Raw genomic sequence first — 22242 nt, 5'->3', positions numbered from 1 at the left:
TCGACGGCGCCTACTCCCTGGCGGCGTCGGCGCCGGCCGACTCCGCCATCGCCCCGGCCAGCACCTGCGCTGCGCTGGCACAGTCGTCCCAGTCCGTCCACTCCCGCGGGTTGTGACTGATGCCGCCCCGCGATGGGGCGAACAGCAGCGCGGCGTCGGTCACGTCGGCGACGTGCATCGTGTCGTGTGCGGCGCCGGAGTGGAGGTCCATCGTCCGGATCCCGGCCGCCTCGCCCGCGCGGTGAGCCGCCGCGCGGAGCGACTCGCTCATCGGGGTCGGTTCGAGGTCGAACGGTCGCGAGAACGAGGTCTCGACGCCGCGGTCGGCTTCGACGATCGCGAGGCTGGATCGCGTGGCCTCGACGATCGTCTGCATCGACTGGTACTCCACGTCCCGAACGTCGATCCCGAGTTCGACGCTCCCGGGGACGACGTTGGTCGCGTTCGGCGACACGGAGAGCGAGCCCACGGTGCCGACCGCGGACTCGCTTTCGGACTCAACCACGTCGTTGGCGGCAGCTTCCACGTCCAGCACCACCTCCGACGCGGCGGCGAGCGCATCGGTCCGGTCGTCCATGGCCGTCGCGCCGGCGTGGTTCGCTTCCCCGACGATCTCGGCCTCGCAGTGGGTGATCCCGGTTATCGTGGTCACCACGCCGACCGAGACGTTCTCGCGTTCCAGTTGGGTGTCCTGTTCGACGTGGAGCTCGTACCACGGCGCCCAGTCGCTGGCATCGAGCCGACCCTCGCCGCGGAAGCCGATCCGTTCGAGGGACTCCTCGAGGCTGATTCCCTCTCCGTCCTCGATCGCGAGCGCTTCCTCGACGCTTCGCTCGCCGACGGCGACCGACGAACCCAGTAAGCCGTCGGCGAAGCGCTGGCCCTCCTCCTCGGCGAAGGAGACCACGACCAGCGGCCGCGACGGCTCGACGCCGGCGTCCTGCATCGCCCGGACTACCTCCAGCGCCGCGTACACTCCCAGCGGGCCGTCGAAGATGCCGCCCTCCGGAACGGAGTCGACGTGGCTCCCCGCCGCGACGGGTGCGGCGTCGGGGTCGGCGGATTCGGGCGTCCACGTTCCCGCGATGTTTCCGACGGCGTCGACGGTCACGTCCAGTCCGACTGCTTCCATCCGATCGACCAACATCTCACGAGCGGCGCGGTTGGCGTCGGTTCCGGTGAGGACCGTCCGGCCGCGCCCCTCGTCGACCTCGATCTCCCCGTGCTCCGCGTTACGTTCGATATCTCTCCGCAGGCGGTCGGCGTCGATCTCCATGCCCGACCGTGGCGGGGCAGGCGCCTTACCAGTACCTCTCGCGGCGGACGAGCCCACCGGAGGCGTGGTGCTTAACCCCGCCGACCGCCTGGCTCGAAACGAATGGAGAACGCCGGCGTCGACGCGTTCACCCGCCTCGGTCCGGCGGTTCGGGAGGCCCTCTCCGAACGGGGGTTCTCGACGCCGACGGAGCCACAGCGGCGGGCGATCCCCCCGCTCGCCGCGGGGGAGAACGCGCTCGTGATCGCGCCTACCGGGACTGGCAAGACCGAGACCGCGATGCTCCCGGTGCTCGATCGGATCGCGTCCGCCGAGGAGCGCCACGGCATCTCGGCGCTGTACATCACCCCGCTCCGGGCGCTGAACCGCGACATGCTCGACCGGCTGGAGTGGTGGGGCGAGACGCTCGGCCTGGAAGTCGACGTCCGCCACGGTGACACGACCGACTACCAGCGCAGCAAGCAGGCGGACGACCCGCCGGACGTGCTGATCACCACCCCCGAGACGGTGCAGGCGATGCTGACCGGCGAGAAGCTCCGGAAGGTGTTGTCGGACGTCGAACACCTGATCGTCGACGAGGTCCACGAACTCGCGGCCTCGAAGCGCGGTGCACAGTTGACGATCGCGATGGAGCGCGTGCGGGAGCTCTCCGGGCCGTTCCAGCGGATCGGCCTCTCGGCGACCGTCGGCGACCCCGACGAGGTCGCAAAGTTCCTCACCGGTGCCGTACAGGGCGAACACCGCACCCAACGGGACTACCGGATCGTCGAGGTCGACGCCGGGTCGAAGATCGACATCGACGTCGTTCGGCCGGAGATCACCGAGTCCGACCGGAAGCTGGCAGGCGAGCTCGCGACCGAGCCCGAGATCGCCAGCCACGTCCGGTTCGTCCGGGACGTGGTCGCCGAGAACGAGTCGACGCTCGTGTTCGTCAACACACGTCAGACCGCCGAGGCGCTGGGCTCGCGGTTCAAGAGCCTCGACGCGCCGATCGGTATCCACCACGGCTCGCTCTCGAAGGACGCCCGGATCGAGGTCGAGGAGGCGTTCAAGGCCGGCGAGATCGACGGGCTCGTCTGTACGTCGTCGATGGAACTGGGGATCGACGTGGGGCGGGTCGATCACGTCGTGCAGTACGGCTCCCCGCGAGAGGTCGCACGGCTGCTCCAGCGCGTGGGTCGCGCGGGCCACCGCCGGGACCAGGTTTCGAACGGCACGGTCGTGGTCGCCGACCCCGACGACGCCAGCGAGGCGATGGCGATCGCCCGCCGCGCCGTCGCCGGCGAAGTCGAACCGGCTGGCATCCACGAAGGCAGCCTCGACGTGCTCGCGAACCAGATCGTCGGCCTGTTGATGGACGAGGGGGAGATCGACGCCCGCGAGGCGTACGAGCGGATCACCCGCGCCTACCCGTTCCGCGACCTCCCCGAATCGACGTTCCGCGAGGTGGTCCGGGAGCTCTCCTCGAACCGGCTGCTCTGGCTGGAGGAGGACCACGACCGCATCGAGAGCTCCGGCGGGACGTGGCAGTACTACTACGCGAACCTCTCGATGATCCCCGACGAGGAGAAGTACGAAGTGTACGACGTCTCCTCCCGTCGCGGGATCGGGAGCTTGGACGAGCGGTTCGTCGTCAACTTCGCCGAACCAGGATCGGTGTTCGTTCAGCGCGGCGAGATGTGGCGCGTCGACCGCGTCGACGACGAGGAGGAGCGCGTCGAAGTCTCGCCCGTGCAGGACCCCGGCGGCGAAGTCCCGACGTGGGTCGGCTCGGAGATCCCCGTGCCCGCGGCCGTCGCGAACGAGGTCGGCGAGCACCGCGAGGTGGCGGCCCAGCAGTTCGAGGCTGGCGGGAGGCTCTCGGCGGTCGCGTCGGAGTTCACTAACCGCTACCCGGTCGACGCCGGGACGGCAGAGACTGCGCTGGAACCGGTCGAACGACAGGTCGACGCCGGCGCGCCGGTACCCACCGCGGAGCGACTGGTTCTCGAGTCGCAGGGTCGGACGGTCGTGCTCAACAGCCCGTACGGCCACCAGGTGAACGAGACGCTCGGGAAGCTCTGTTCGGCGCTAGTCGGACAGCGGACGGGCTCCTCGGTCGGGATGGAGGTCGACCCATACCGTGTCGAGTTCGAGGTTCCCAGCGGCGTGGGCATCGCGGCCTTCGACGAGGTGCTACGGGAGACTGATCCGAGCCACGTCGAGGCGATCATCGAACTCGCGCTCAAGAACTCCGACGCGCTGAAGTTCACGCTCAGCCACGTCGCCGCGAAGTTCGGCGCGCTCAAGCGCTATCAGGGGCAGGGTCGCTTCGGTGCGGACCGGCTGCTCGCCGCGCTGGAGGACACGCCCATCTACGAGGAGGCGCTCCGACAGGTGTTCCACGAGGATCTGTCCCTCGAAGAGACGAAAGACCTGCTGGACGCGATTCAGTCCGACGACGGCGACGTCGACCTGACGACCGCCCGCGAGCGGACGCCCATCGGCGCTGGCGGGCGCTCGACCGGCGGGGAGTTCCTCGTCCCCGACGACGCCGACGCCAGCGTAATCCAGACTGTCCGCGACCGGCTGGAGGGAGACCGCGTGCTGCTGTTCTGCGTCCACTGCAAGGACTGGAACCGCCGGCAGGAGGTGGGGAAGATTCGCGAGCCGATCGAGTGTCCGAAGTGTGGTTCGACCCGGATCGCGGCACTCAATCCGTGGGCCGACGAGGTCGTGAAGGCGACCCGAGCCGAGGAGAAAGACGGCGAGCAGGACCGCATGACGCGGAAGGCGTTCAAGTCCGCCAACCTCGTGCAGGAGCACGGGATGAAGGCGGTTCGAGCCTTGGCCGCTCGCGGAGTCGGCCCGCAGACGGCGGCGCGGATCATCGCGAAGTTCCGCGAGGACGAGGCCGACTTCTACCGGGATATCCTGGAGCAGGAGCGGCAGTACGCACGGACCAAGAACTTCTGGTGACCTGGTTCCCCTTCCCTGGGGCGGGTAGCGTCTCGGTTGGCTAATCGTTCCCTTCGGAGCACGTACTGGATCGGCACGCGACGCGGTACAGTAGTTGAGACTGGCTCTCTCAATGCATAGAGCCCAAGCCAGTTGCTCGATTTGCCGTCAAGCCGTATGATACTCATGACCCCCCAGCGCACGAACTCAGAAGTTACACGGAGGAAAAGTACGACTGACCGAAGCGAAGCAAATCTCGGTCAAATTCGTCCGGGTCGTCGACTCGAAAGTGGAAGAGCTGATTTCGCATATCCCCGATTTCAAGCACTAACTCGCGGATCACGTCCTGTTGATCATCAAAGAGCGACTCAAATTCCCCCCAATGAATCGAGATGAATTGGGCATAGTGTGCGTAACTGCAATGCTCGATCGACGCTGGCGTTGGTAGTGGGTGTTCCTCGTCGAACGTTTCGGCTAGCTGCTCCGACAGCGCATCACCGAACACTCGCGTGAAAATCTCGCGCAACTGCATCTCGATGGACTCGATCAACAGAAACGGCTCAAGCATCTGTTTCAGTCGTGTCAGGAGGTCGTAGTCGGTTAGAATCCGCCACTCGTCGTCTCGATCGACCACGATGTACGTGTATTCTGCGAGTGCATTGAATACGGCGAGAAGGTTCTCGTCTTCACTGATGGTGTGTGCATCTTCGACGGCCGCTCCGACCGAGATCTTATCGAGCGTTTTGTGCCCGACCTCCAGCCGCTGGAATGCAAGGAGGGTCCGGACCACGGACCTGTAGGTGACAATCCCGACTAACTCACCGTCACGTTCGACACCGATCTGGGTGTAGCTGTTCTCGAACATCTGACGGAGAGCCGATTCGAGCCCGAGGTCGTATTTGACAGTCTGGAGGGTGTTCTCGATGGGCAGGTCAGCGATTGTGTACATGGATGCTCACAAGGTTGGCCCGTAGCTAACTATGCGTTTCCGTCCGTATCCAAATGACTGCTATGTCCATACAAGAGAATAATCAATTCTGCATTTCAGTAGATTACTCAAACACTATCCCTACTATCTAGGCCGGTATCAGCAGTTCCAACGTGCTCGATGAGATCTCGATAGCGGGCACGAATGGTCGACTTACTCACACCGGTTATATCTGCGAGTTCCGCCACGTTGGCATCGACATGATGCCTGTTCACTGCGTACAACCACGCTCCAGCGAGAACACCCATATGACGCTTGCCCTTTGCCCATTGTGCAGTCCGTGCGTAGGAGAGTAGGTTGTCAACCAACCATGTGGCTTCGGGCGGTGCTGTCGGATATTGAAGTTCGAATAGGTGGCTCCCGGTTGCTTCGAGCAAGTCGTCACGTCTCTCTCGGAGGGAGGCTGTAGATACGCCGAATTGTTCGGCGATGTCAGCCTGAGAGAGGTCGGGTTCGGCAGCTGAACTAGCGATGTAGAGCACAGCTGCTGCATACGAATATGGGGAGACGCCACTGGTGACTCCGGCTTCGACACCCAATTGTGCTACCTGTTGTGCGCGAGCTTGGATGTCGGCGGAGAGCGAAAGGTCCTCACACGCCTCTTCGAGGATCACAGTTGGATCGTCATTCGGGATCCCGAGATCCAATGCGTCTGAGACCCGTTGCATTTCATTGAGGATTTCTGATTTAGTAGCAGTAGAGGTTTCAGCAATTCTGGTCACACGAATCGGAACCTCTTGCAAGCGGCACGCAATGAGGTAGCATGCTGCGGCAGTACGGGCTGGGAATCGGATCTGCAGTTCTCGTGTCGTGAGTTCTGAAACCAGTAGTTCACCATACTGCTGAATGTTCGCTTCCAGATTGAGGGCCTGTTGGATTGACGCTAAGTTTTCGAGGACGGCGCCTTCAAATTTCGTGGTCATCTTCTAGGTTTAATCATTTTCCCGTAAGTTCTGGAACGAATCAAGGGTCGCTCGGATTCGATATCTGAGTGTGCCGTACCGATATCGACCGACTATCGCTTCTAACGTTTCGGCGTCGAGTTCGTCAAGAGTCCGAGCCTCAGCGCGGAATGACCGCTGGAGGGAGCGCAGTAACTCCTCGGTCGTCTTCATCGCCTCCGCTTCTGACGTACACTCGCCAGCAATCATTGAGTGTTCTTCTCCATCGTCAATGACGACGGTAATAGTATAGATGGCATCGTGCTCAGTACTACTCTGCCCTACGAGTCGTACAGACAGGGCAGTAGACGCAGGGCTCTCGAATTGGAACTCGAACATCGTCTCCTCGTATCGTCCGTTTGCAGTGTGAATCTGCCAGGCGTCCGGGACGTTAATCGAGTGCGTCGTCATTAGTGGCTGAGCTCTGTTAGTCGTGTCCCGTTACAGTCACATCGGCGAACGCTTGCAGACGCGTTACGTTGACAGTCTCTGACAGGGTGTCGAGAGCCTGAGCAGCGTCATCTTGCCGCTGTTCTGCATACCTACGAAATTGTGACTCGTCGAACGTGGGCGGGACAATCATCGCCTCAGTTGGATTCGTATCGAGCACGTAGTTGATCTGTCGGGCGGTACTGAGCCCGCGACCGAGTCGTTCGCAGTGTCGGCGAACCGGTTCGTCGACACCAGCCAGCGCCGCTCCAAGGGCCGCCGCACCTTCACCGAGACTCCCCGCAGTGTCATCGAGAAATTTCGCTTGGTCGTGATCTGTGGATCCGGCCGCGGTGTAGGTGCGCGCAAATGCCTCCGTGACGGTTTCGAGGATTGTTGTCAGTATCTCGAAACAGTCGCTCGACGAAGAGTCGGGTCTTGAACGGAGTGACGAAAATGCCGCTGTATACAGGTAATCCCCGGCCAGCAGTGCTGCTGTCGGATCCAGCGTAAGCGAATGCGCGTGTTTATCAGTGAGAGTGAGGAGTAGCCGATTTCGGAGACGAACGTATCCCCGGAGTAATTCGACCGCGGCGGCGTAAGAAAGGACATCCTCACGGTCCTGGTGGTCTGACAATGAATCGTATACGGTCACCACCAACTGTCCGTACCATCTGTCGGGGCTATCGTCAAGTACATCGTGAACGAGCGGGAGATTGGCCTCGTCCCCGGTGCTGAGCACCTGTTCAAAGTGGCGCTCGATCTGTGAGGGGTGGACAGGCTCTGTGTCAGTCATCGGTTTCAGTCATCACCTGCTGCTGTCTCGACACTGGTCTCGTCGAGGTCGACTTTGGATTCGGTCAAGTCACTCTCGCGCCACGTGCCGCGCCGGTACCATACATAGGCGATGATCGCTCCAACGACGTTCGAAATCGCGAACGACAGCCAGATTCCGCGCTCACCGAGTGGTCCAGAGGCGATCCATGCAATCGGGAACCGGATAATCCCGAGCATCAGCACGGAGATCGCCGCCGCGGTGAGCGTCTTGCCGGCACCGCGGAAACTGCCCGTATAGGCTCGCATAATCCCGATGAACCCGAAGGTCAACGCGACGTAGCGAAGGAACTGAGCGGCGATATCGACGACCTCGGGGTCGGTCGTGAACACGTCGGCGATGGGTGCCGCGACGAAGAAGACAACGACCCCCGCGACCGTGAGGACGGTGAAGAGCACTTTCGACGCCAGCCCCGCCGCTTTTTCGACACGGTCCGGCTTGTCCGCACCCATATTTTGGCCGGTCATTGTCTCCACTCCCCGAGCAACCGCGATGGCGGGGAGGAAAATAACCGAGAAGACCCGCGTGCCGATACCGTAAGCAGCGACGACCGCGTCCGGGAACAACGCGACAATGAACAGCAGCAGGTTCATCGACAGCGCTCGGCCCATCCCCTCGATCGAAGCAGGTAACCCGATCCGGACGAGGCGTCGCAGATAGGAGAGGTTCGGAACCATATCACGGATGTGGATCTGGACGCCGCGTGTCCCTCGGAACATGACTGCAAGGCCGACGACCAGCGCGAGCCCGCGGGAAAAGACAGTTGCAAGTGCCGCACCAGTAATACCGGAACCCGTGTAGCCGGTTACGGCGAATAGCGTGGATTCGAGACTACCAAGCCCGAATATCCCGAAAACGGGGTTGTTCTCGAACCCGAAGATTAGGAATGGGTCGATGACGATATTCAGGACGACCGACCCGAACATCACCAGCATCGGGGTGATGGTATCACCGTACCCTCGCATTAACGCGATGAACACCGCGAAACCGAACATAAACAGCAGCCCCAGTGAGATGACCTCCATGTAACTCGTCGCTAGCGGCAGGACGTCCTGTGACGCGCCCATTACTGCGAGGAAGTCTTCGATGGCGAAGTATCCGATGGCGCCGAGAATCACCGACGCGATGACTGCGAAGGTCACGGTTTGAGACGCCGCGTACTCGGCTTCCCGCTCCTCGTCAGCGCCCGTGAACTGGGCGACGAGGACGCTTCCTGCGACTGAAATCCCCATTCCCAGTGAGATAAGCAGGAACACCATCGGGAACGCAAAACTGATCGCCGCTAGTGCATCGGTGCTGTACTGGCCCAGCCAAAACGTGTCCGCCAGATTGTACGCGGTCTGGAAGAGGTTCGTGACGACGATCGGCATCGAGAGAAAAAACAGTGGTTTCGCGATGCCACCCGATGTGAGGTCGAACTCTTCTGGGCCCTTGAACAGCGAACCAATACGGCTGAACAACCCCATTACCGTCCAGCCTCCGGTTGCTCGTCGGCGAGTAGATGTCGCTCGATGTATTTGGTCATCGTATCGTAGAGTTGGTCAGAGGACTGGTTGATTGTGACATGGCGAGTCTGTGCGCCGGTGATTGTCGTTGCGAGGAATTCTGCGTCGCGGGCTGGCTCGATGTCGTCGTCGAACTCACCGTCGTCCATGCCAGCCGCGAGTATTTCTCGCAATTGTTCGATCAGGAACTCATCGAAGTCGGTGAGACGTTCCTGTAGAGTCGAATTGTACGGGGCCTGCGCCTTCAGTTCGAGCATTGCGGTTCGGAACTCTCTCAGAGGCGGCTCAGCGTCGGTAGTCAGTAGAACCTGAAGGAGCTCTTCAAGCTGTTCGTTGGGCGTATTTCCCTCGGGAGAGTCCACTCGGTCGGTAAATCGCTCGTACAGGTCGTCGAGGAAGGTGACGAACAACTGGTCTTTTGAATCGTAGTGGTAGTGGATGGACGACTTGCTGGCGTCTGCTTCGGCAGCGATATCCTGGAGTGTAAGATTCGCGTACCCATGCTCGCAGAGGGCACGGTACGTGGCGTCCAGGATCTCGGTGGCTGGGTCGTCTGCCATGTAGTCGATATCCTACTTACTAACCGATTAGTCAAAAGCCTTCGGGAGTACAAAACCCAACCGGGGGCTATCGATACTTCCATCTAACCCAACCGCTACGGGAGGATATCGCGCCACCGGTTCTGACGAGTGTGTCAAAACTGTTATTGGGAGCAGGACGAATATTCTACTAATGGCCGACCCGCCGGATCGGACTTCGTCAGATCCTGACGAGGAGATTATGCGTGCGACCTATCGTGCGCTTCGCGACCACGGATACGCAGATCTCACGATCAAACGTATTGCCGAGGAGTACGGGAAATCGACCGCTGCCGTTCATTACCACTACGACACAAAAGATGATCTCCTCGTCGCGTTTCTGGACTATGTCCTTGACCAATTCGGCGAGACGATCCATGAGGTTCAGACAACAGCTCCCGAACAGCGATTGGAACTTCTACTCGACAAGCTGCTCGTTGCTCCGGAGGACCACCACGACTTGTTGATCGCAATGCTGGAGATGCGGAGTCAAGCGCCGTACAAGGAAGCGTTCGCCGACCGATTCCAGCAGAACGACGAGTACGTCCAGTACCTGCTCAGGACCGTGATTGATCACGGCATCAGTGAAGACACATTCACTGACGTGGACTCCGAACACGTAGCACGGGCACTTATGACCATCGTCGACGGGGGGCGCACTCGAGCAGTCGTTCTGGACGAGACTGAAACCCTCGCAACGGCCAGACGAACCGCGGACGAATACGTGAACGCCGTCCTCAGAGCTGACACAGGCGGAAGCGGAGATCCATAGAACGGAGAGCCAGCTAGATACAGGACTCGAAGGGTATATTCTGGTCTTTGAATTCAAGCAGAGGTCAGGACAGCACGAGAATATCGCTCACCGCCATTGTGCATTACCCAGCAAACAGCATGGCGTTGAGTACGCCGTAGACGGGAATTGGAACGGGAACGTAATCGCCTACCCAACGTACCTCTGACTTCTCTGTCGATGATTCGTTGATTTGTGTTTCCGAAATCCCGGTGGGGCAGCACACATCGTTAGCTATCAAAATATTTCAAAATGATGTACGGACGGTATTGTCCACTCAGATCCACGAATGCTTCCACTGATCCAAGAATATGAATGTCGTTAGTCGAGGGTTTGAAGGTACGGTTTGTGCGCGATAGTTTCGCGGATTTCAGCAATCGCGTTACGATCAGCGGTACTAGCCGTCTCCATTACGGCAATCACTTGCCGCCGCGATATCTGGCTCGGGAGATGGAGCGGTCATCATTTCGGGAGCTTATACTGTAGTGAGGAAGTAGACCCAGAACAGAAACCCAAATCCGCCGAGCCCGGCCATCAGGATAGACAGTACTGTTTTCTGTTGAGTATCGTATAGCTTGTACCCGCAATACATGGCGAGGAGGCCAAACAAGGGAATAAACACGAGCGAGAGTATCGCCGCGATCAAGCCAAGGACGACATAGAGACCACCGTCTTGGTTCCACGCCTGTACCGTATTTCTCAGCGATCTTTGTGACTCACTCATGGGTAATGAAGCCTGTTCCGCACGCACTTACTAACTAATTAGTCAGGTGTACTTAAATGACTCGGATACTCTTTCCGAATACCGTTCGAATCCACGATATTGCCCTGCTTAGCACTAGGGCGACGACAACTGAGAGAAACCAGTTGAACTCGACCCTGAAGTACGGCACGTAATCGCTCGCTTGAAATACGGTGTCGACGACTACGCTGGGACGCTCTGAGACCGGTTGGGTAAACGGGGATTGGTTTTGTCAACAACGATCTCGGGGGCGCAGCTGTCGGTGCTGGGGCATCGACCGATAGTCCGGTGCTTCCTTCCTAACCTTTCGAGCGGTCCGCTCGCACCGTAAATCCACAGATTCGTCGTTGTGGGGACTCCGATCCCTAGTCGGGCCACGGTGCTCTTTGCCCTCGTTGAGTGAGAGAGTACCCCGTATCTGATCGGTAACGGCGATAGCATCGTCGTCAGCAGTATCTACCGGTACGTGCTCGACGCGCGGTGGGTGTAGTAAATAAATGACGCTGCTTCCGCTTCCCTCACGCCCGCGATCGAGCTATCGTTCGCCGCGCCAGCGGGCGCCGCCGAGGACTGCGCTGAGGAGGACGCCGACCGAGGGCCGTCCGAATGCATCCGGTGGATAGTGATGTACGACTGTCTCGGATGTCGCGTAGACAAGCGAGATGAGCCACAGCGTAAGTACGTACTCGAGTTGACATCGCGCCTAATCATGAGCGACGCCTCAGTTCCGAGTCAATATACGAGGCCAGCGAGACGCGTGCTGCCGCCACGGCGCTTTTGCGGTCTGTCGTCACGCGACCGTACCTCGCGCCGTTGATCGTCGCTAGGATATGCTCTGCGACCCGCGACGGATCGACATCACGGAAAGTGCCGTCGTCGATGCCGCGTTCGACGATGCTCCGGACGGTGGCCGCCAGTCGTTCATCGATCTGGGTGAATTGCTCACGAAATACCCCGTTCGTCACGGCCTGGGAACGGAGGCCGACTAGCACCGCTTGGAGCTGGCGTTGCTCCTCGTCGGGCTGAAGCGGGAGGAGCTTCTCAATGACGTGTTCAAGATCTTCTGGCGGTTCCTCGCCTGTCTCTGTCTCGATCGTCTCTTCGAATCTATCGACGGCGAACTCGAGAAACGCGACCAGAAGGTCGTCTTTCGTGTCGTAATGGTAGTAGATAGCAGCCTTCGATTTATCGAGTTCGTCGGCGATTCGGGAGATCGACAGGTCGGCGTAACCGTGCTTGAGTAGTGCTCGATAGGTGGCTTCCATAATCTCTTCTTCGCCGGTGCTCCAGTGCTGTTTGGGTGAATCAGAAGTCATTGTCAGTTCGATTGATTCTCGTCGATCCGTTCTAGTTTGGAGACGTCGACAACGTTGAATTCGGTTGTACACCAGTGACAGAATCCGAGATCGGGATCGACCGGTTTTCCGCAGGCAGGACAGGCTGGAGATTCTTCAGCCCCTGCTGACCCGACAGTATTGTTTGCTTGGAATCTTTCGGTTTGTCTTCTAACTTTCGCGATGAGATACGCGTCAAGGGCACTAGCGGCACTGATCAGGACTATCGAGAATGGAATCGAGAATGGATCGGTTAGCGTACCCGAACTAAGCGCGGATATCGTTGACTCGGGGACGAACAGAACTGAAGCAGCTACGGTGAGTCCTAGCCATCCAAGCGCTCTCAGCCAGCGGCGGAGGTAGAAGTGGCCAAGTCCGGTGACTACTGTTCCCAGGAGTGCAGCAAGTAGTGGATTGTTTCTGAGCGAGACTTGTCCCATACTACTGACTAAACGTTCGGTAGGCATTAAACTCTTCGTCTAACTGGAAAGGCCACTCCCAAAGGCATAATAAGATCCACTATATATCCGAGTGAATTAGTTTTAAGCCGTATAGTTGGCAGATGGAAAATTGTGGCTGAAGAGTTGCTTGGTTTGAGGCGACCTACTCTACCGTGAGATGAGGGGGAAAGATTGATACTTACCGAACGTTCAGTAAGGCCCGTGGCGCAAACCGGAGCGCCCGAATACACAATGACCGACGAATCTCGGCCCGCTGACGAACTGGCAGCATCGTGGCACGGCAGCTACCTGGCTCGCTGGGGCAATGAGACACCCCTCTACGAAGCCGTCACCGATGCAGTGTCAACCGTTACCGGCGATGCCCGCTCGGCAGTCGCCTCCCGCTACGACCGGGCGCATGCGTTCGCGCTCAGTCAACTGTTCGGGGATGCTGACGGAGCGTCGACAGCATCTACTGGAGTGGTCAAGTTCGTTCTCTCCGAGTGTGTCGTCTCGGTTCACAGCGACGGGCAGCTCTTGGTTAGCCTCACTGATCGAGAACGTAACGCGATTGACTAATCACACACATATGCAAAGATCCACCGCGAACTGCAGGCCCGTTAGAGGATTGACGGCCGGACTCAATCGAACGATCGTCACCCGGAGACTGAATCGGGTTGATGAACCAACCAGCGCCGAAACTGCGTACACCCCCGAGACCACCTCTACAACATAACTTACATGCGAAATTTTGGACTCAAAATACGGATGGCCCTCGTCGGTGCACTTCTCGCGGGGTTCTACCTCGTGGCCGTCGCCGCAGCGATGGTCGCGTTCGGCGAGGGCATCCTCCCGATTGCCATCGTCGGCAGCATCCTCTTGATCGGAATCCAGTATAAAGTGGGCAAGTGGGCCGCGTTACGGAGCGTCGGGGCCGAAGACCTGCCTGAGACCCAATACGCAGAGATTCATCAGTTCGTTGAGCGCGTCTGTCGAGAGAAGGGCATGAAGAAACCGTCGTTGAAAATCGCCAGTATGGGCGTTCCGAATGCGTTCGCGGTCGGTCGCCGTGGAAACGGAACCGTGGTCATCTCTCAGGAACTCATTCAACTGCTTGACCGAAGCGAGCTCGAAGGCGTCATTGCCCACGAACTCGCCCATATCGACAATCGCGACGTCATCACGATGCAACTCGGTCAAGGCATCGCATCCATCGTCGCTATCGTTGCGCAGTACATCGTGTTGTTTACTGGTGAGAACGACCTCGCGGATTTCTTCCTCGCGGTCGTCGTCGGGAACATCGTCCAGTTCGTCGTGATGATCTTCGTGCTCGCGATTTCCCGGTACCGCGAATACGTCGCCGACGCCGACGCCAGGGATGTCATCGGGAAGGGCGAACCACTCGCTCGCGCGCTTGAGAAAATTCACCAGGGCAACCAGCAGGCCCAACAGTCGGCTGGACGTGCCCAGCGCAGCCCTGGGTCGGCTAATCGGCGCGGCCGCGGGCGGGGGAGGCAGCGCTCCCGCGACGCGAGCGTTGATCAGCAGGTGAGCGCACTCTGTATCTCCAGCTCTGACCGTGGCTTCCTCCAACAAATCGTCTCCACGCACCCGCCCATGGAGAAGCGTATCCAGCGGCTCCGCTCGTAGATGCCCGGGGTCCGCGAACTTCTCGCAGTCGTTCTCGGCGTCCTGCTCGGTGTTGTGTTGATTGTCGCCCCACAAACAACACTCCGACTGTCCGTATTCGTTGGCCCGACCCGTCGACGTCGTGGTGACTACGGCACAGACAAGCACGACTCGCTCTCCGACCAGTGGACGTGGCTCATTCGTGGACTCGGTGTCGTATGTCTCGCTATTGCGCTCTTTATCGCGTATCAAACGTATGCCTGACTGGTCCGCCAACACATCTGTATCTCTATAGTTTCAGAGAAACTCATCGATAAGAGATACTGAGGTAGTGAATATGACGGCAATCCCGGGGTCTCGTCGGGTGGTCTTCCGACGGATCGCAAGACGTTCGCATACTGATTGGCCGGCGTACGATTCGGCACCGTTGTACGATCGGACGTCGCTTGCTGGTCTAGAATCGGACGTTCGTATCGTCTCTACAACGTGGTTCAGACACGATGACCATACCTCCGTCGAGCAGTTCGTCTGCTCGCTCCCGTTGGCCTATGTCGTCTTTGACGCCGAGGATCGCTACACCGGGCCCACACGATACGAGATGGCCACGCTCTTTCGGGTGTTCGTACTGAAAGAACTCCACGGATGGGAGTACGAAACAGCTCTCGTCGACTACCTAGAGAACCGTCCTGTACTCTGTGAGCAACTGGGGTTCGAGACGATCCCAGAGCAGTCAACACTGTGGCGAAGTTGGCACCAGCGGTTCTCCGCTGACCTCCGAGAGACTGTCGAGACAGCGGCTCGAACGATTCTCATCAAAGCACAGAATGCAGGTGTCGCGGTTCCGCATGAGCCGGCACGAAAGCTCCGATACCACGGGAACGAGTCTGGTGAGTCAGACCCGGATGATCAAACTACGTTGGAGCAGGCAGAGAAGATCACTGACCACGTCAGCCGCATCGTGTTCCCGGCGTTTTCGTTGGACCGTGGGGACGGCTGTGAAATCCACGAGAACGCCTACTGGGGCTTGCAGACCTATCTCGGACTCCGTGAGAGACTGGCTGCGAACGAGAGCGCTCGTAGCTTCACCTACGAGTCGACTCGTGAGCGGACACCACTCGGACATGTCCACCGCGACCACATTCGTGACCTCTCCATCGCGGAGATCCGCGAGATGTACCGACAGGCGGTCAATAGGCTCCTGAGCGAAGTCGCGGAGACAGAGGAGTTTTTCCGAGGCGGGATCGTCGCAATCGATATCGCCGAGGCTGACCCGTTCACCGGCAATAGAACGGGCCACGAAGACGAGATCATCGGCACGAAAGAGAAGACCGACGAATACGCCTACCAGTGGGCCACCGTCCAGTTAGCACATTCTTCGCGTCCTTTTAAGGCTACAAATGAAACTGGGAATTCTGGGAGTTGGTGAGTCCACAATCGCCCGAACACAGAACAGAATCGACTTACCGAGTGACCATCGCTCGAACTACTGACAGATACCGCGAAAATACGCGAAAATGAACAGCGCAGCCGCTACCGAATCGATGAACCCGGCGTGAAAAAAGCGTTACCCAAACTTTCGGAGGAAGTCACCTAACGCCCGTACGAACGTCTTCGCCGTGATCACGGGCGGTGACCGAATCGGCTCGTCGAGCGCAACCTTGATCAGATAATCCGTCAGCCGCCACAAGTTGTAGATCAGCGTTGACAACGCGAAGTTACTGAACCGAAGTCGATAGTCCGTCGACGATGTCTTCGGCATGAAGTTCTTGATCGACTTGTACTGGTTCTCGATGTCCCACCGCCGACTGTACCCGTTCACAACACTCGAAATCTCCTCAGGTTCCACGTGGTCATGGTTCGTCACGAACACCGCGTACTTCCCATTAGCATCGTCGCTCGTACTCGGCGCGTAGAGGAACTCCGCTTCGTGATGAATCTCGCCGTCGATTCCCAGCGGCACATCGTGTTTGACAGCTGCATCCGCCGTCGGATGCTCCTGAATATCCTGAATCGCCGCCAAGTCATCCTCGTACGTCGGAACTGGCGAGAGGTACGTCAGGTCTCGGTCATGAACGTCTGCGTACACCTGATTCACGTAGAATCCTCGGTCGAACATTACCGTGTCCAAATCGACGAACCGCTCGGCACGGTCCAGTAGTCGGCTCACCAGGTCGGCTTTCGAGTACGACGGGGAACCGTCAGGCTCCCACTCGGAATCCTCTTTGACCGGCTCGATACCGAGGACAATCGGTGCATGGTCTCCGACCAGCGTGATGGTCGCGTACTTGTACCCTCGCTTGTACTCGCCGTCTTTCTTGTACCCGCTCACCATCTTCGGATAATCTGGCTTGGCGACGCCTGATTCCTTGTCTTCCCACGGCCAGACGTGGAACTGCTCGTGTGTGATGTCGATAGCTGCAATCGTCTCACGAGCGCTGAAAGGGTTCTCTCCGCGAATCGAGTTGATGATGTTGTCCGTCGCGGCGTCGAACGCCGTCATGATAGAGTCTCTAATCCGGTCGATTTCCAGCATCGAATCGTCATCCTCGAAGGTGAGTTGGCTGTCCGAATTGTCGGGTGTCGCTATCTTCTTAATCGCACGCAGGAACGTCGAGTCGTCGCAGATGAGGTCGTCGTCTGTGAGCCAACCGTACTCCGATTCAGAATGAGCACTCCCCTTGTTTGCACAGATTCGTGCGAACATGTCGAGTATCACTTCGTCGGAGTAGATCTTGTGGGCCGCTCGGTGTGTGTCGAACTCGGGAAGGACGTGCTTTCGAGCGAGCGTCAGCGTCTTCTGGGCTTTCTCCTTCTTGTACTCGTTCTCGCTCTTCGAGTTCTCCTTCTCGAGTCCAGTTGGACCGGTCGGAACCAGTCCCTCTGTAATCACGCCATGGTCGAGTGCAGCCTGTCGCACGCCCGCAACCGTCCTGTTGAGAACCTCTTGCGTGTCCTCGCTGAACTTCCCGTGCGTGTACGAGAGGTCTTGTTGGGTGGGAGTGTTGGAGAGATCAGTAATGTCGAATTGGAAACTCTTTGTCAAGGCCGGACTCTGTCCTAATCTAGCCGCGAGTTTGTTCTGGGAGATGCCGCGGACCCCCATAAACAGCAGCGCACGAAACATCTCGTCGGTTCCGTAGGTGACGCGGTTCTGGTCGCGTGCGTCCTCAAGTTCGCTAACGGGAATCGAGAGCCTTTTGATGACGTCCCAGAGGTGGTCTTCACGCTCACAGAGCGTCTCTGCGTGAACAACGATGCCCTCCGCAACAGTCATTCGTCTTTTGTCAACCTACTAAAGTAGAGTCCTAATCAACGGCTCTGATAACTCCTATCGACTCGTCTCACAGAAGCCCGGCAACGACGAGCAGCGCTATCGAGACACCGCTCGCACCAAGGAACCACGGTCGCGCTCGCGTTGCAGCTGCGACCGCTGACGTCTCCGATTGGCTGCCGGTCAGTCGACGGAACCCCAAGAACAGCACGGTTACGAGGACTAGCCACAGGCCGACCATCGTCAGGACGAGGTTTCCTCGGCCCGTCGCCTGGAGCGATTCGGCAGTATAGAGCGTCCCTGCGAGATGGCCGCCGCTGAACAACAATAGCAGGACTGAGGCCACCGTAAGATACCAGAATCTTCGTGCGATAAGCGTCAGCCCTTCTGTACTCAGCAAATCGCTGCGTGCTGCCGGGATGACGGCCCCTGCAATCACGAGTGTCCCGCCCGTCCACAATGCGGCGAAGACCGTGTGGATGGTCATTACCACATCAAGCATAGTTGTCATTGTCGCACCTCCGCGCTCAATTGTGTGACAATCGAATTAGGGTTGCTCGATCGGCATTTTGTGCTGGATTCTTCACACCCCGCGTCTCGCAGGTTGATTCGTTTATTAGCTTCGTGTGTCATCAGTCGATTATTCGAGGCTGGCCATATACACCAAAGGAGGTGTCCCAGAGTCTGGGAGTAGTACCTGTAAACGACCAGAAACAGCAGTAACGCACCACAGCGTGCTATTCCAGCAACTTGGGAATAACCGGGGACTCTAAAGCCATCGCGCCGAATGAATTAAACACTACAAAATACGATGTCCGTGAAATGTCACAGCAGCTCTACAATATTCAGCACTTGAGATGACCGAACAAAACGTTGATCCGAATCGTCTATCACTAATTCCGTCGAAGAATTCATTCCGCAATTCATCTACTGAAATGGATCGATGGTCGTCCGAGGAACTCGACGAACCCGGCCTCCCGACGGTGTTGAAATCCCTCGACGACGATAAATGTCGAACCATACTCACGCTACTGGCCGAACCGAAATCTGCCAGTGAACTCTGTGAGGAGTGCGGTCTCTCAAGCTCGACGGTGTATCGGAAGCTCGACTTGCTCCGTGAATCGATGCTCGTCCGTGAATACACCGAGGTTCGACGTGACGGACCCAACGTGACTCTCTACGAACGCGATTTTACTGACATCTCAATTAGCGTCACCGATGACGAGTTCACGATAGAGGTATCCCGACCCAAAGAAGACCCAGAAGACCGCATGGCAACGTTCTGGTCTGCAATGAAGGAGGAATCAAAATGAACCTCTCTATCGTGTTACTCGGCGTCGTGAAGATCACTGCCCTCATTCTCGGGGGAATTGTGTCTCTGATGGCGTACAGAGCATACAATCGCACGCGAATCGCGGGCCTCCAGTTCTTTGCGATAGGATTAGCAGTCATCACACTTGGAACGTTTCTCGTCGGAGTCTTCCACCACATCGGTGGAGCGTCCACTATCACCGGGATGACTCTTGAGAGTGTGATCATCAGCATTGGATTCGTCGTGATGATCTACGGGCTCAAGCAAACGTAGAATCCGATCTGTCGTCGCCGACGGTCGCTACTCCAGCAGGGACGTTCGAAGCTACGACTGGTTCTCCCACATCTTGGGACGCTTCCATCGCTCCTTATCAATCCCTATTGGAATACGCATATGGACACGTCCGATACAGAACGAACTCGATTAGACATCGTATTTTCTGGTATAGCTGGGGGTGTCAGTAATCGATGAAGCGAAGCCTTACTTCTGAGTACGCAGATTTCGTCGCATCGCGGAGCAGGTTGGTTATTGTACTGTTGCTCGTCATCAGTGCCGTCATTGGTGCTGGCGCGATTGTAGGCACCACTGCGGAAGGCCAGATTGGCCAAGCCGGAATCAATTCTCCGGAACAGGCGGCGCTTGACCGTATCGAAGCGACGTACGAGACGGACGATGCAGTTGTTGCACAGGTCGTGATCAGGGACGAAGGAGATAACGTTCTCACCCGCGAATCATTACTTAAAAGTCTACGTCTTCAGCAGGAGCTCCGAGAAAACGAATCGTTCAATGCGACACTTCGTGACGGAACGGGGATGGTCGGCATTGAGAATATCGTTGCAAACGTTGCGTACTCACACCAACAGAGTAGCGGTTCGTCAGCTACCGGCAATGATTCTGGAAACAATACGTCGATGGCAAGACAGGGTCAGTCGTCAGCACCGACACTTGACCAGCAGATCACAGCACTTGAATCCAGCACCGACGAGGAAGTGGAAACGTATCTCAGCCGAATCCTTGACCCAGACACGTCTGTTCCCGGCAACGAGCCAACTCAATTTCTACCGACGGATTTCGAACCAGGGACGACGAGTGCAGACGCGAGAACGACTCTCGTCTTTCAACAGAGTCCGAGCAGTTCGACTACAACCACCGAATCGGTGAACGATGCACAGCTGGTCATCAGCTCTCTCGTCGAGAATCGCTTCGACGACGCGTTCGTGTTCGGGCAGGGTCTCATCGATGCGGAATCCTCGCAGGCCATCGGCGACACGTTCATCATCATCACGCCCGTCGCAATCGTTCTCTTGCTCACCGTCCTTACGATTGCCTACCGGGACCTCATTGACGTTCTCGTGAGCATATTCGGCGTGGCCGTCGTGCTGGTGTGGTACGCTGGCATACAGGGGTGGCTCGGGATTCCGTCGAATTCGACCCTGATCGCCGTTCCGTTCTTGCTTATCGGCCTGAGTATCGATTACTCGCTCCATGTCGTCATGCGCTACCGCGAAGCTCGAGAGGGAGCGCTCGACACCGACGATGAGAACGTCGGTCGGCGAGATCCCGCGACAGCGATGCGTCTCGGAATCGCTGGAGTCGTTCTCGCTCTGGCTACCGCCGCGTTCTCGACCGCTGTCGGGTTCCTTTCGAACTACGTCAGTCCGCTGGGCTCGATTCAGGATTTCGCCATCCTGAGCGGTGTGGGAATCGTCGCCATCTTCGTTGTTTTCGCCGCGCTTGTACCAGCCGTCAAACTCGAACTCGAACGGTTCTTTGACCGCCGTGGCCGCAACCGGCATACCCCCGCCGTCGGCGTCGGTTCGGGGCGGCTGAACCGTGTTCTTTCGGGTACTGCGACGCTTGCCCGGCGAGCCCCAATCGTCGTCATTGTTCTTTCGTTAGTCCTCGCCTCCGCAGGGGCGTACGGCGCGACCAGTATCGACACCGAGTTCAACCAAGCCGATTTCATCCCGCAGGATGCGCCGTCGTGGATGGATTCCCTCCCGGAACCGTTCGCACCCGGTGAGTATGAGGTGAGTGAGAATCTTGCATACCTCAGCGACAATTTCCGCCAACGTGGAGAGGGATCAGAAGGTCAAATATTGATACGTGGGAACGTGACCGCGCCAGCACTCCTTACCGCGACCGACGATGTGGTCCGCAATACTAAGAGCAGCGGGACAGTCGTCATCGGTTCCGATGGAAGAGCAGCTATCGAAAGTCCAACATCTGTCCTTCGAGCTGTCGCTTCGGAGAATCAAACGGTTGCGGATGCAATCGCAGCCCGTGACACGGATGGTGATGGCCTCCCAGACAGAGACGTCGCGGCAGTCTATGACCTGATGTTCAATGTTGCTCCCGAACATGCATCGTCGGTTCTCTATCGTGCCGAGAACGGGTCATACGAATCTGCCCGGCTAACTGTCGGCGTGCAGGGAGACGCCTCGGCTCAGTCGGTCGCAAGGGACGTACGAGACATCTCCTCAACCATTGAACAGGACGCCCCAGTACGAGCTACTGCAACGGGTGGTCCGGTCATCACTGCTGTCGTCCAGAGTGCTCTGTTCGAAACGCTCGTCGAAGGATTCGCTATCACCTTAGGGGTCATCCTTGCCCTTCTTATCAGTATGTACTGGTGGCGGTACCATGCACCGGGGCTGGGTATCGTGACGCTCGCACCCGTCCTAATCGCGCTCGCGTGGTTGCTCGGCACCATGTCCGTGCTCGATATCCCATTCAACAGCGAGACCGTCGTGATCACGAGTTTAGCCATTGGTCTCGGCGTGGATTACAGCATTCACGTCAGTGAGCGGTTCGTCGATGAACGCGCTCGCCACGATTCGCTCGCCGAAACGCTGGGGACAGCACTTGAGGGAACTGGTGGTGCGTTACTCGGAAGTGCGGTGACGACTGCGGCGGGCTTTGGGGTGCTCGCACTGGCGCTGTCACCCCCGCTCCAACGCTTTGGCATCGTCACAGGCTTGAGTATCGTCTACGCTTTCATTGCGTGCGTGACGGTACTTCCGTGTCTGCTCGTGGTTCGGGAGCGCGTGCTCACACGAATGGCCTGAGCATCTCCTTGGGACGCACACGCGTTCTTTTTCCACTCGGGATGTAGTTTCTCAGCCAGGTTGATCACTTTGCGGTTCAGAGACCAGTCTGAAGTGTAGCCGATTGTGCACATCTGCCACGGTTGATGTACGAGGAACTATCTACTCCGTGCCTGTGTTGAAGTTGA

Annotated in this window: 17 protein-coding genes and 1 pseudogene; 8 read left to right on the top strand and 10 right to left on the bottom strand. The window is 58.3% G+C overall.

The annotated features are described in order from the left end of the window. Window positions 1-10 precede the first annotated feature (10 nt). Window positions 11-1276: a Zn-dependent hydrolase gene (locus BN1959_RS06480; protein ID WP_053947877.1), complete on the bottom strand. Its 1266-nt coding sequence runs from the start codon at window positions 1274-1276 to the stop codon at window positions 11-13. A 102-nt stretch (window positions 1277-1378) separates the two neighbouring features. Here BN1959_RS06480 and BN1959_RS06475 point away from each other — a divergent pair, with 102 nt between their 5' ends. Further along, window positions 1379-4234 (top strand): DEAD/DEAH box helicase, encoded by a 2856-nt coding sequence (locus BN1959_RS06475; protein WP_053947876.1) that lies wholly within the window; start codon window positions 1379-1381, stop codon window positions 4232-4234. Window positions 4235-4427: 193 nt separating this feature from the next. Here the strand turns inward: BN1959_RS06475 and BN1959_RS06470 are convergent, their stop codons facing one another. From BN1959_RS06470 to BN1959_RS06455, 5 genes are all read right to left on the bottom strand, one after another. Then, window positions 4428-5162: a CBS domain-containing protein gene (locus tag BN1959_RS06470; protein ID WP_053947875.1), complete on the bottom strand. Its 735-nt coding sequence runs from the start codon at window positions 5160-5162 to the stop codon at window positions 4428-4430. A 107-nt stretch (window positions 5163-5269) separates the two neighbouring features. Then, a complete protein-coding gene (locus BN1959_RS14360) occupies window positions 5270-6124 on the bottom strand; it encodes a transcription initiation factor IIB family protein (RefSeq protein ID WP_079978621.1) in 855 nt (284 codons plus the stop codon). Between the two features lie 445 nt (window positions 6125-6569). Beyond that, window positions 6570-7367, bottom strand: coding sequence for a polyprenyl synthetase (locus BN1959_RS14355; RefSeq protein ID WP_079978620.1), 798 nt, complete (start codon window positions 7365-7367; stop codon window positions 6570-6572). A gap of 5 nt (window positions 7368-7372) precedes the next feature. Then, a complete protein-coding gene (locus tag BN1959_RS06460) occupies window positions 7373-8872 on the bottom strand; it encodes an MATE family efflux transporter (protein ID WP_053947873.1) in 1500 nt (499 codons plus the stop codon). After that, a complete protein-coding gene (locus tag BN1959_RS06455) occupies window positions 8872-9471 on the bottom strand; it encodes a TetR/AcrR family transcriptional regulator (RefSeq protein WP_053947872.1) in 600 nt (199 codons plus the stop codon). Before BN1959_RS06455 ends, BN1959_RS06460 begins: the two co-directional genes overlap by 1 nt. Before the next feature lie 172 nt (window positions 9472-9643). Between BN1959_RS06455 and BN1959_RS06450 the strand changes: the two genes are divergently transcribed. Next, on the top strand, window positions 9644-10261 hold the full coding sequence (locus BN1959_RS06450; protein ID WP_053947871.1) for a TetR/AcrR family transcriptional regulator: 618 nt from the start codon (window positions 9644-9646) through the stop codon (window positions 10259-10261). 1467 nt (window positions 10262-11728) lie between these two features. On the opposite strand, the gene BN1959_RS06440 is transcribed toward BN1959_RS06450, so the two are convergent. Beyond that, window positions 11729-12337: a TetR/AcrR family transcriptional regulator gene (locus BN1959_RS06440; RefSeq protein ID WP_053947870.1), complete on the bottom strand. Its 609-nt coding sequence runs from the start codon at window positions 12335-12337 to the stop codon at window positions 11729-11731. A 2-nt stretch (window positions 12338-12339) separates the two neighbouring features. After that, entirely contained in the window at window positions 12340-12795 is a 456-nt protein-coding gene (locus tag BN1959_RS14345; protein WP_079978619.1) for a zinc ribbon domain-containing protein, read from the bottom strand. 252 nt (window positions 12796-13047) lie between these two features. Between BN1959_RS14345 and BN1959_RS14340 the strand changes: the two genes are divergently transcribed. The 3 genes and pseudogenes from BN1959_RS14340 to BN1959_RS06430 all read left to right on the top strand — a co-directional run. Further along, complete coding sequence (locus BN1959_RS14340) at window positions 13048-13374, top strand: HalOD1 output domain-containing protein (RefSeq protein ID WP_079978733.1); 327 nt, start codon at window positions 13048-13050, stop codon at window positions 13372-13374. A gap of 189 nt (window positions 13375-13563) precedes the next feature. Continuing rightward, on the top strand, window positions 13564-14445 hold the full coding sequence (locus tag BN1959_RS06435) for a M48 family metallopeptidase (protein ID WP_053947869.1): 882 nt from the start codon (window positions 13564-13566) through the stop codon (window positions 14443-14445). Between the two features lie 316 nt (window positions 14446-14761). Further along, a pseudogene (locus tag BN1959_RS06430) lies at window positions 14762-15808 on the top strand (transposase); the annotation flags it as partial. Window positions 15809-15988: 180 nt separating this feature from the next. On the opposite strand, the gene BN1959_RS06425 reads toward BN1959_RS06430, so the two are convergent. Both BN1959_RS06425 and BN1959_RS06420 read right to left on the bottom strand, forming a co-directional pair. After that, on the bottom strand, window positions 15989-17698 hold the full coding sequence (locus tag BN1959_RS06425) for a transposase (RefSeq protein WP_053947868.1): 1710 nt from the start codon (window positions 17696-17698) through the stop codon (window positions 15989-15991). A gap of 67 nt (window positions 17699-17765) precedes the next feature. Then, window positions 17766-18206, bottom strand: a complete 441-nt coding sequence (locus tag BN1959_RS06420; RefSeq protein ID WP_053947867.1) for a hypothetical protein — start codon at window positions 18204-18206, stop codon at window positions 17766-17768. Between the two features lie 424 nt (window positions 18207-18630). Between BN1959_RS06420 and BN1959_RS14330 the strand changes: the two genes are divergently transcribed. The 3 genes from BN1959_RS14330 to BN1959_RS06410 all read left to right on the top strand — a co-directional run bounded on the left by BN1959_RS14330 (window position 18631) and on the right by BN1959_RS06410 (window position 22075). After that, window positions 18631-19008 carry a winged helix-turn-helix domain-containing protein gene (locus BN1959_RS14330; RefSeq protein ID WP_079978617.1) on the top strand — a complete coding sequence of 126 codons (378 nt, stop codon included), beginning with the start codon at window positions 18631-18633 and terminating at the stop codon, window positions 19006-19008. Beyond that, window positions 19005-19280, top strand: coding sequence for a DUF7521 family protein (locus BN1959_RS06415; RefSeq protein ID WP_053947866.1), 276 nt, complete (start codon window positions 19005-19007; stop codon window positions 19278-19280). The genes BN1959_RS14330 and BN1959_RS06415 overlap by 4 nt, the downstream gene beginning before the upstream one ends. A 194-nt stretch (window positions 19281-19474) precedes the next feature. Then, on the top strand, window positions 19475-22075 hold the full coding sequence (locus tag BN1959_RS06410) for an efflux RND transporter permease subunit (protein ID WP_053947865.1): 2601 nt from the start codon (window positions 19475-19477) through the stop codon (window positions 22073-22075). The last annotated feature ends 167 nt before the right edge of the window (window positions 22076-22242 follow it).

The organism is Halolamina sediminis (assembly GCF_001282785.1).
Lineage (GTDB): Archaea > Halobacteriota > Halobacteria > Halobacteriales > Haloferacaceae > Halolamina > Halolamina sediminis.
This window is presented reverse-complemented; position numbering and strand designations above follow the sequence as displayed.

What these genes read in the sequence shown, in the direction of transcription:
- BN1959_RS14330 (WP_079978617.1), top strand. Translation starts at nt 18,631, where the DNA reads ATGGATCGATGGTCGTCCGAGGAACTCGACGAACCCGGCCTCCCGACG.
- BN1959_RS06460 (WP_053947873.1), bottom strand. Translation starts at nt 8,872, where the DNA reads ATGGGGTTGTTCAGCCGTATTGGTTCGCTGTTCAAGGGCCCAGAAGAG.
- BN1959_RS14355 (WP_079978620.1), bottom strand. Translation starts at nt 7,367, where the DNA reads ATGACTGACACAGAGCCTGTCCACCCCTCACAGATCGAGCGCCACTTT.
- BN1959_RS06440 (WP_053947870.1), bottom strand. Translation starts at nt 12,337, where the DNA reads ATGACTTCTGATTCACCCAAACAGCACTGGAGCACCGGCGAAGAAGAG.
- BN1959_RS14345 (WP_079978619.1), bottom strand. Translation starts at nt 12,795, where the DNA reads ATGGGACAAGTCTCGCTCAGAAACAATCCACTACTTGCTGCACTCCTG.
- BN1959_RS06410 (WP_053947865.1), top strand. Translation starts at nt 19,475, where the DNA reads ATGAAGCGAAGCCTTACTTCTGAGTACGCAGATTTCGTCGCATCGCGG.
- BN1959_RS14360 (WP_079978621.1), bottom strand. Translation starts at nt 6,124, where the DNA reads ATGACCACGAAATTTGAAGGCGCCGTCCTCGAAAACTTAGCGTCAATC.
- BN1959_RS06455 (WP_053947872.1), bottom strand. Translation starts at nt 9,471, where the DNA reads ATGGCAGACGACCCAGCCACCGAGATCCTGGACGCCACGTACCGTGCC.
- BN1959_RS06435 (WP_053947869.1), top strand. Translation starts at nt 13,564, where the DNA reads ATGGCCCTCGTCGGTGCACTTCTCGCGGGGTTCTACCTCGTGGCCGTC.
- BN1959_RS06475 (WP_053947876.1), top strand. Translation starts at nt 1,379, where the DNA reads ATGGAGAACGCCGGCGTCGACGCGTTCACCCGCCTCGGTCCGGCGGTT.
- BN1959_RS06415 (WP_053947866.1), top strand. Translation starts at nt 19,005, where the DNA reads ATGAACCTCTCTATCGTGTTACTCGGCGTCGTGAAGATCACTGCCCTC.
- BN1959_RS06450 (WP_053947871.1), top strand. Translation starts at nt 9,644, where the DNA reads ATGGCCGACCCGCCGGATCGGACTTCGTCAGATCCTGACGAGGAGATT.
- BN1959_RS06420 (WP_053947867.1), bottom strand. Translation starts at nt 18,206, where the DNA reads ATGACAACTATGCTTGATGTGGTAATGACCATCCACACGGTCTTCGCC.
- BN1959_RS06470 (WP_053947875.1), bottom strand. Translation starts at nt 5,162, where the DNA reads ATGTACACAATCGCTGACCTGCCCATCGAGAACACCCTCCAGACTGTC.
- BN1959_RS06425 (WP_053947868.1), bottom strand. Translation starts at nt 17,698, where the DNA reads ATGACTGTTGCGGAGGGCATCGTTGTTCACGCAGAGACGCTCTGTGAG.
- BN1959_RS14340 (WP_079978733.1), top strand. Translation starts at nt 13,048, where the DNA reads ATGACCGACGAATCTCGGCCCGCTGACGAACTGGCAGCATCGTGGCAC.
- BN1959_RS06480 (WP_053947877.1), bottom strand. Translation starts at nt 1,276, where the DNA reads ATGGAGATCGACGCCGACCGCCTGCGGAGAGATATCGAACGTAACGCG.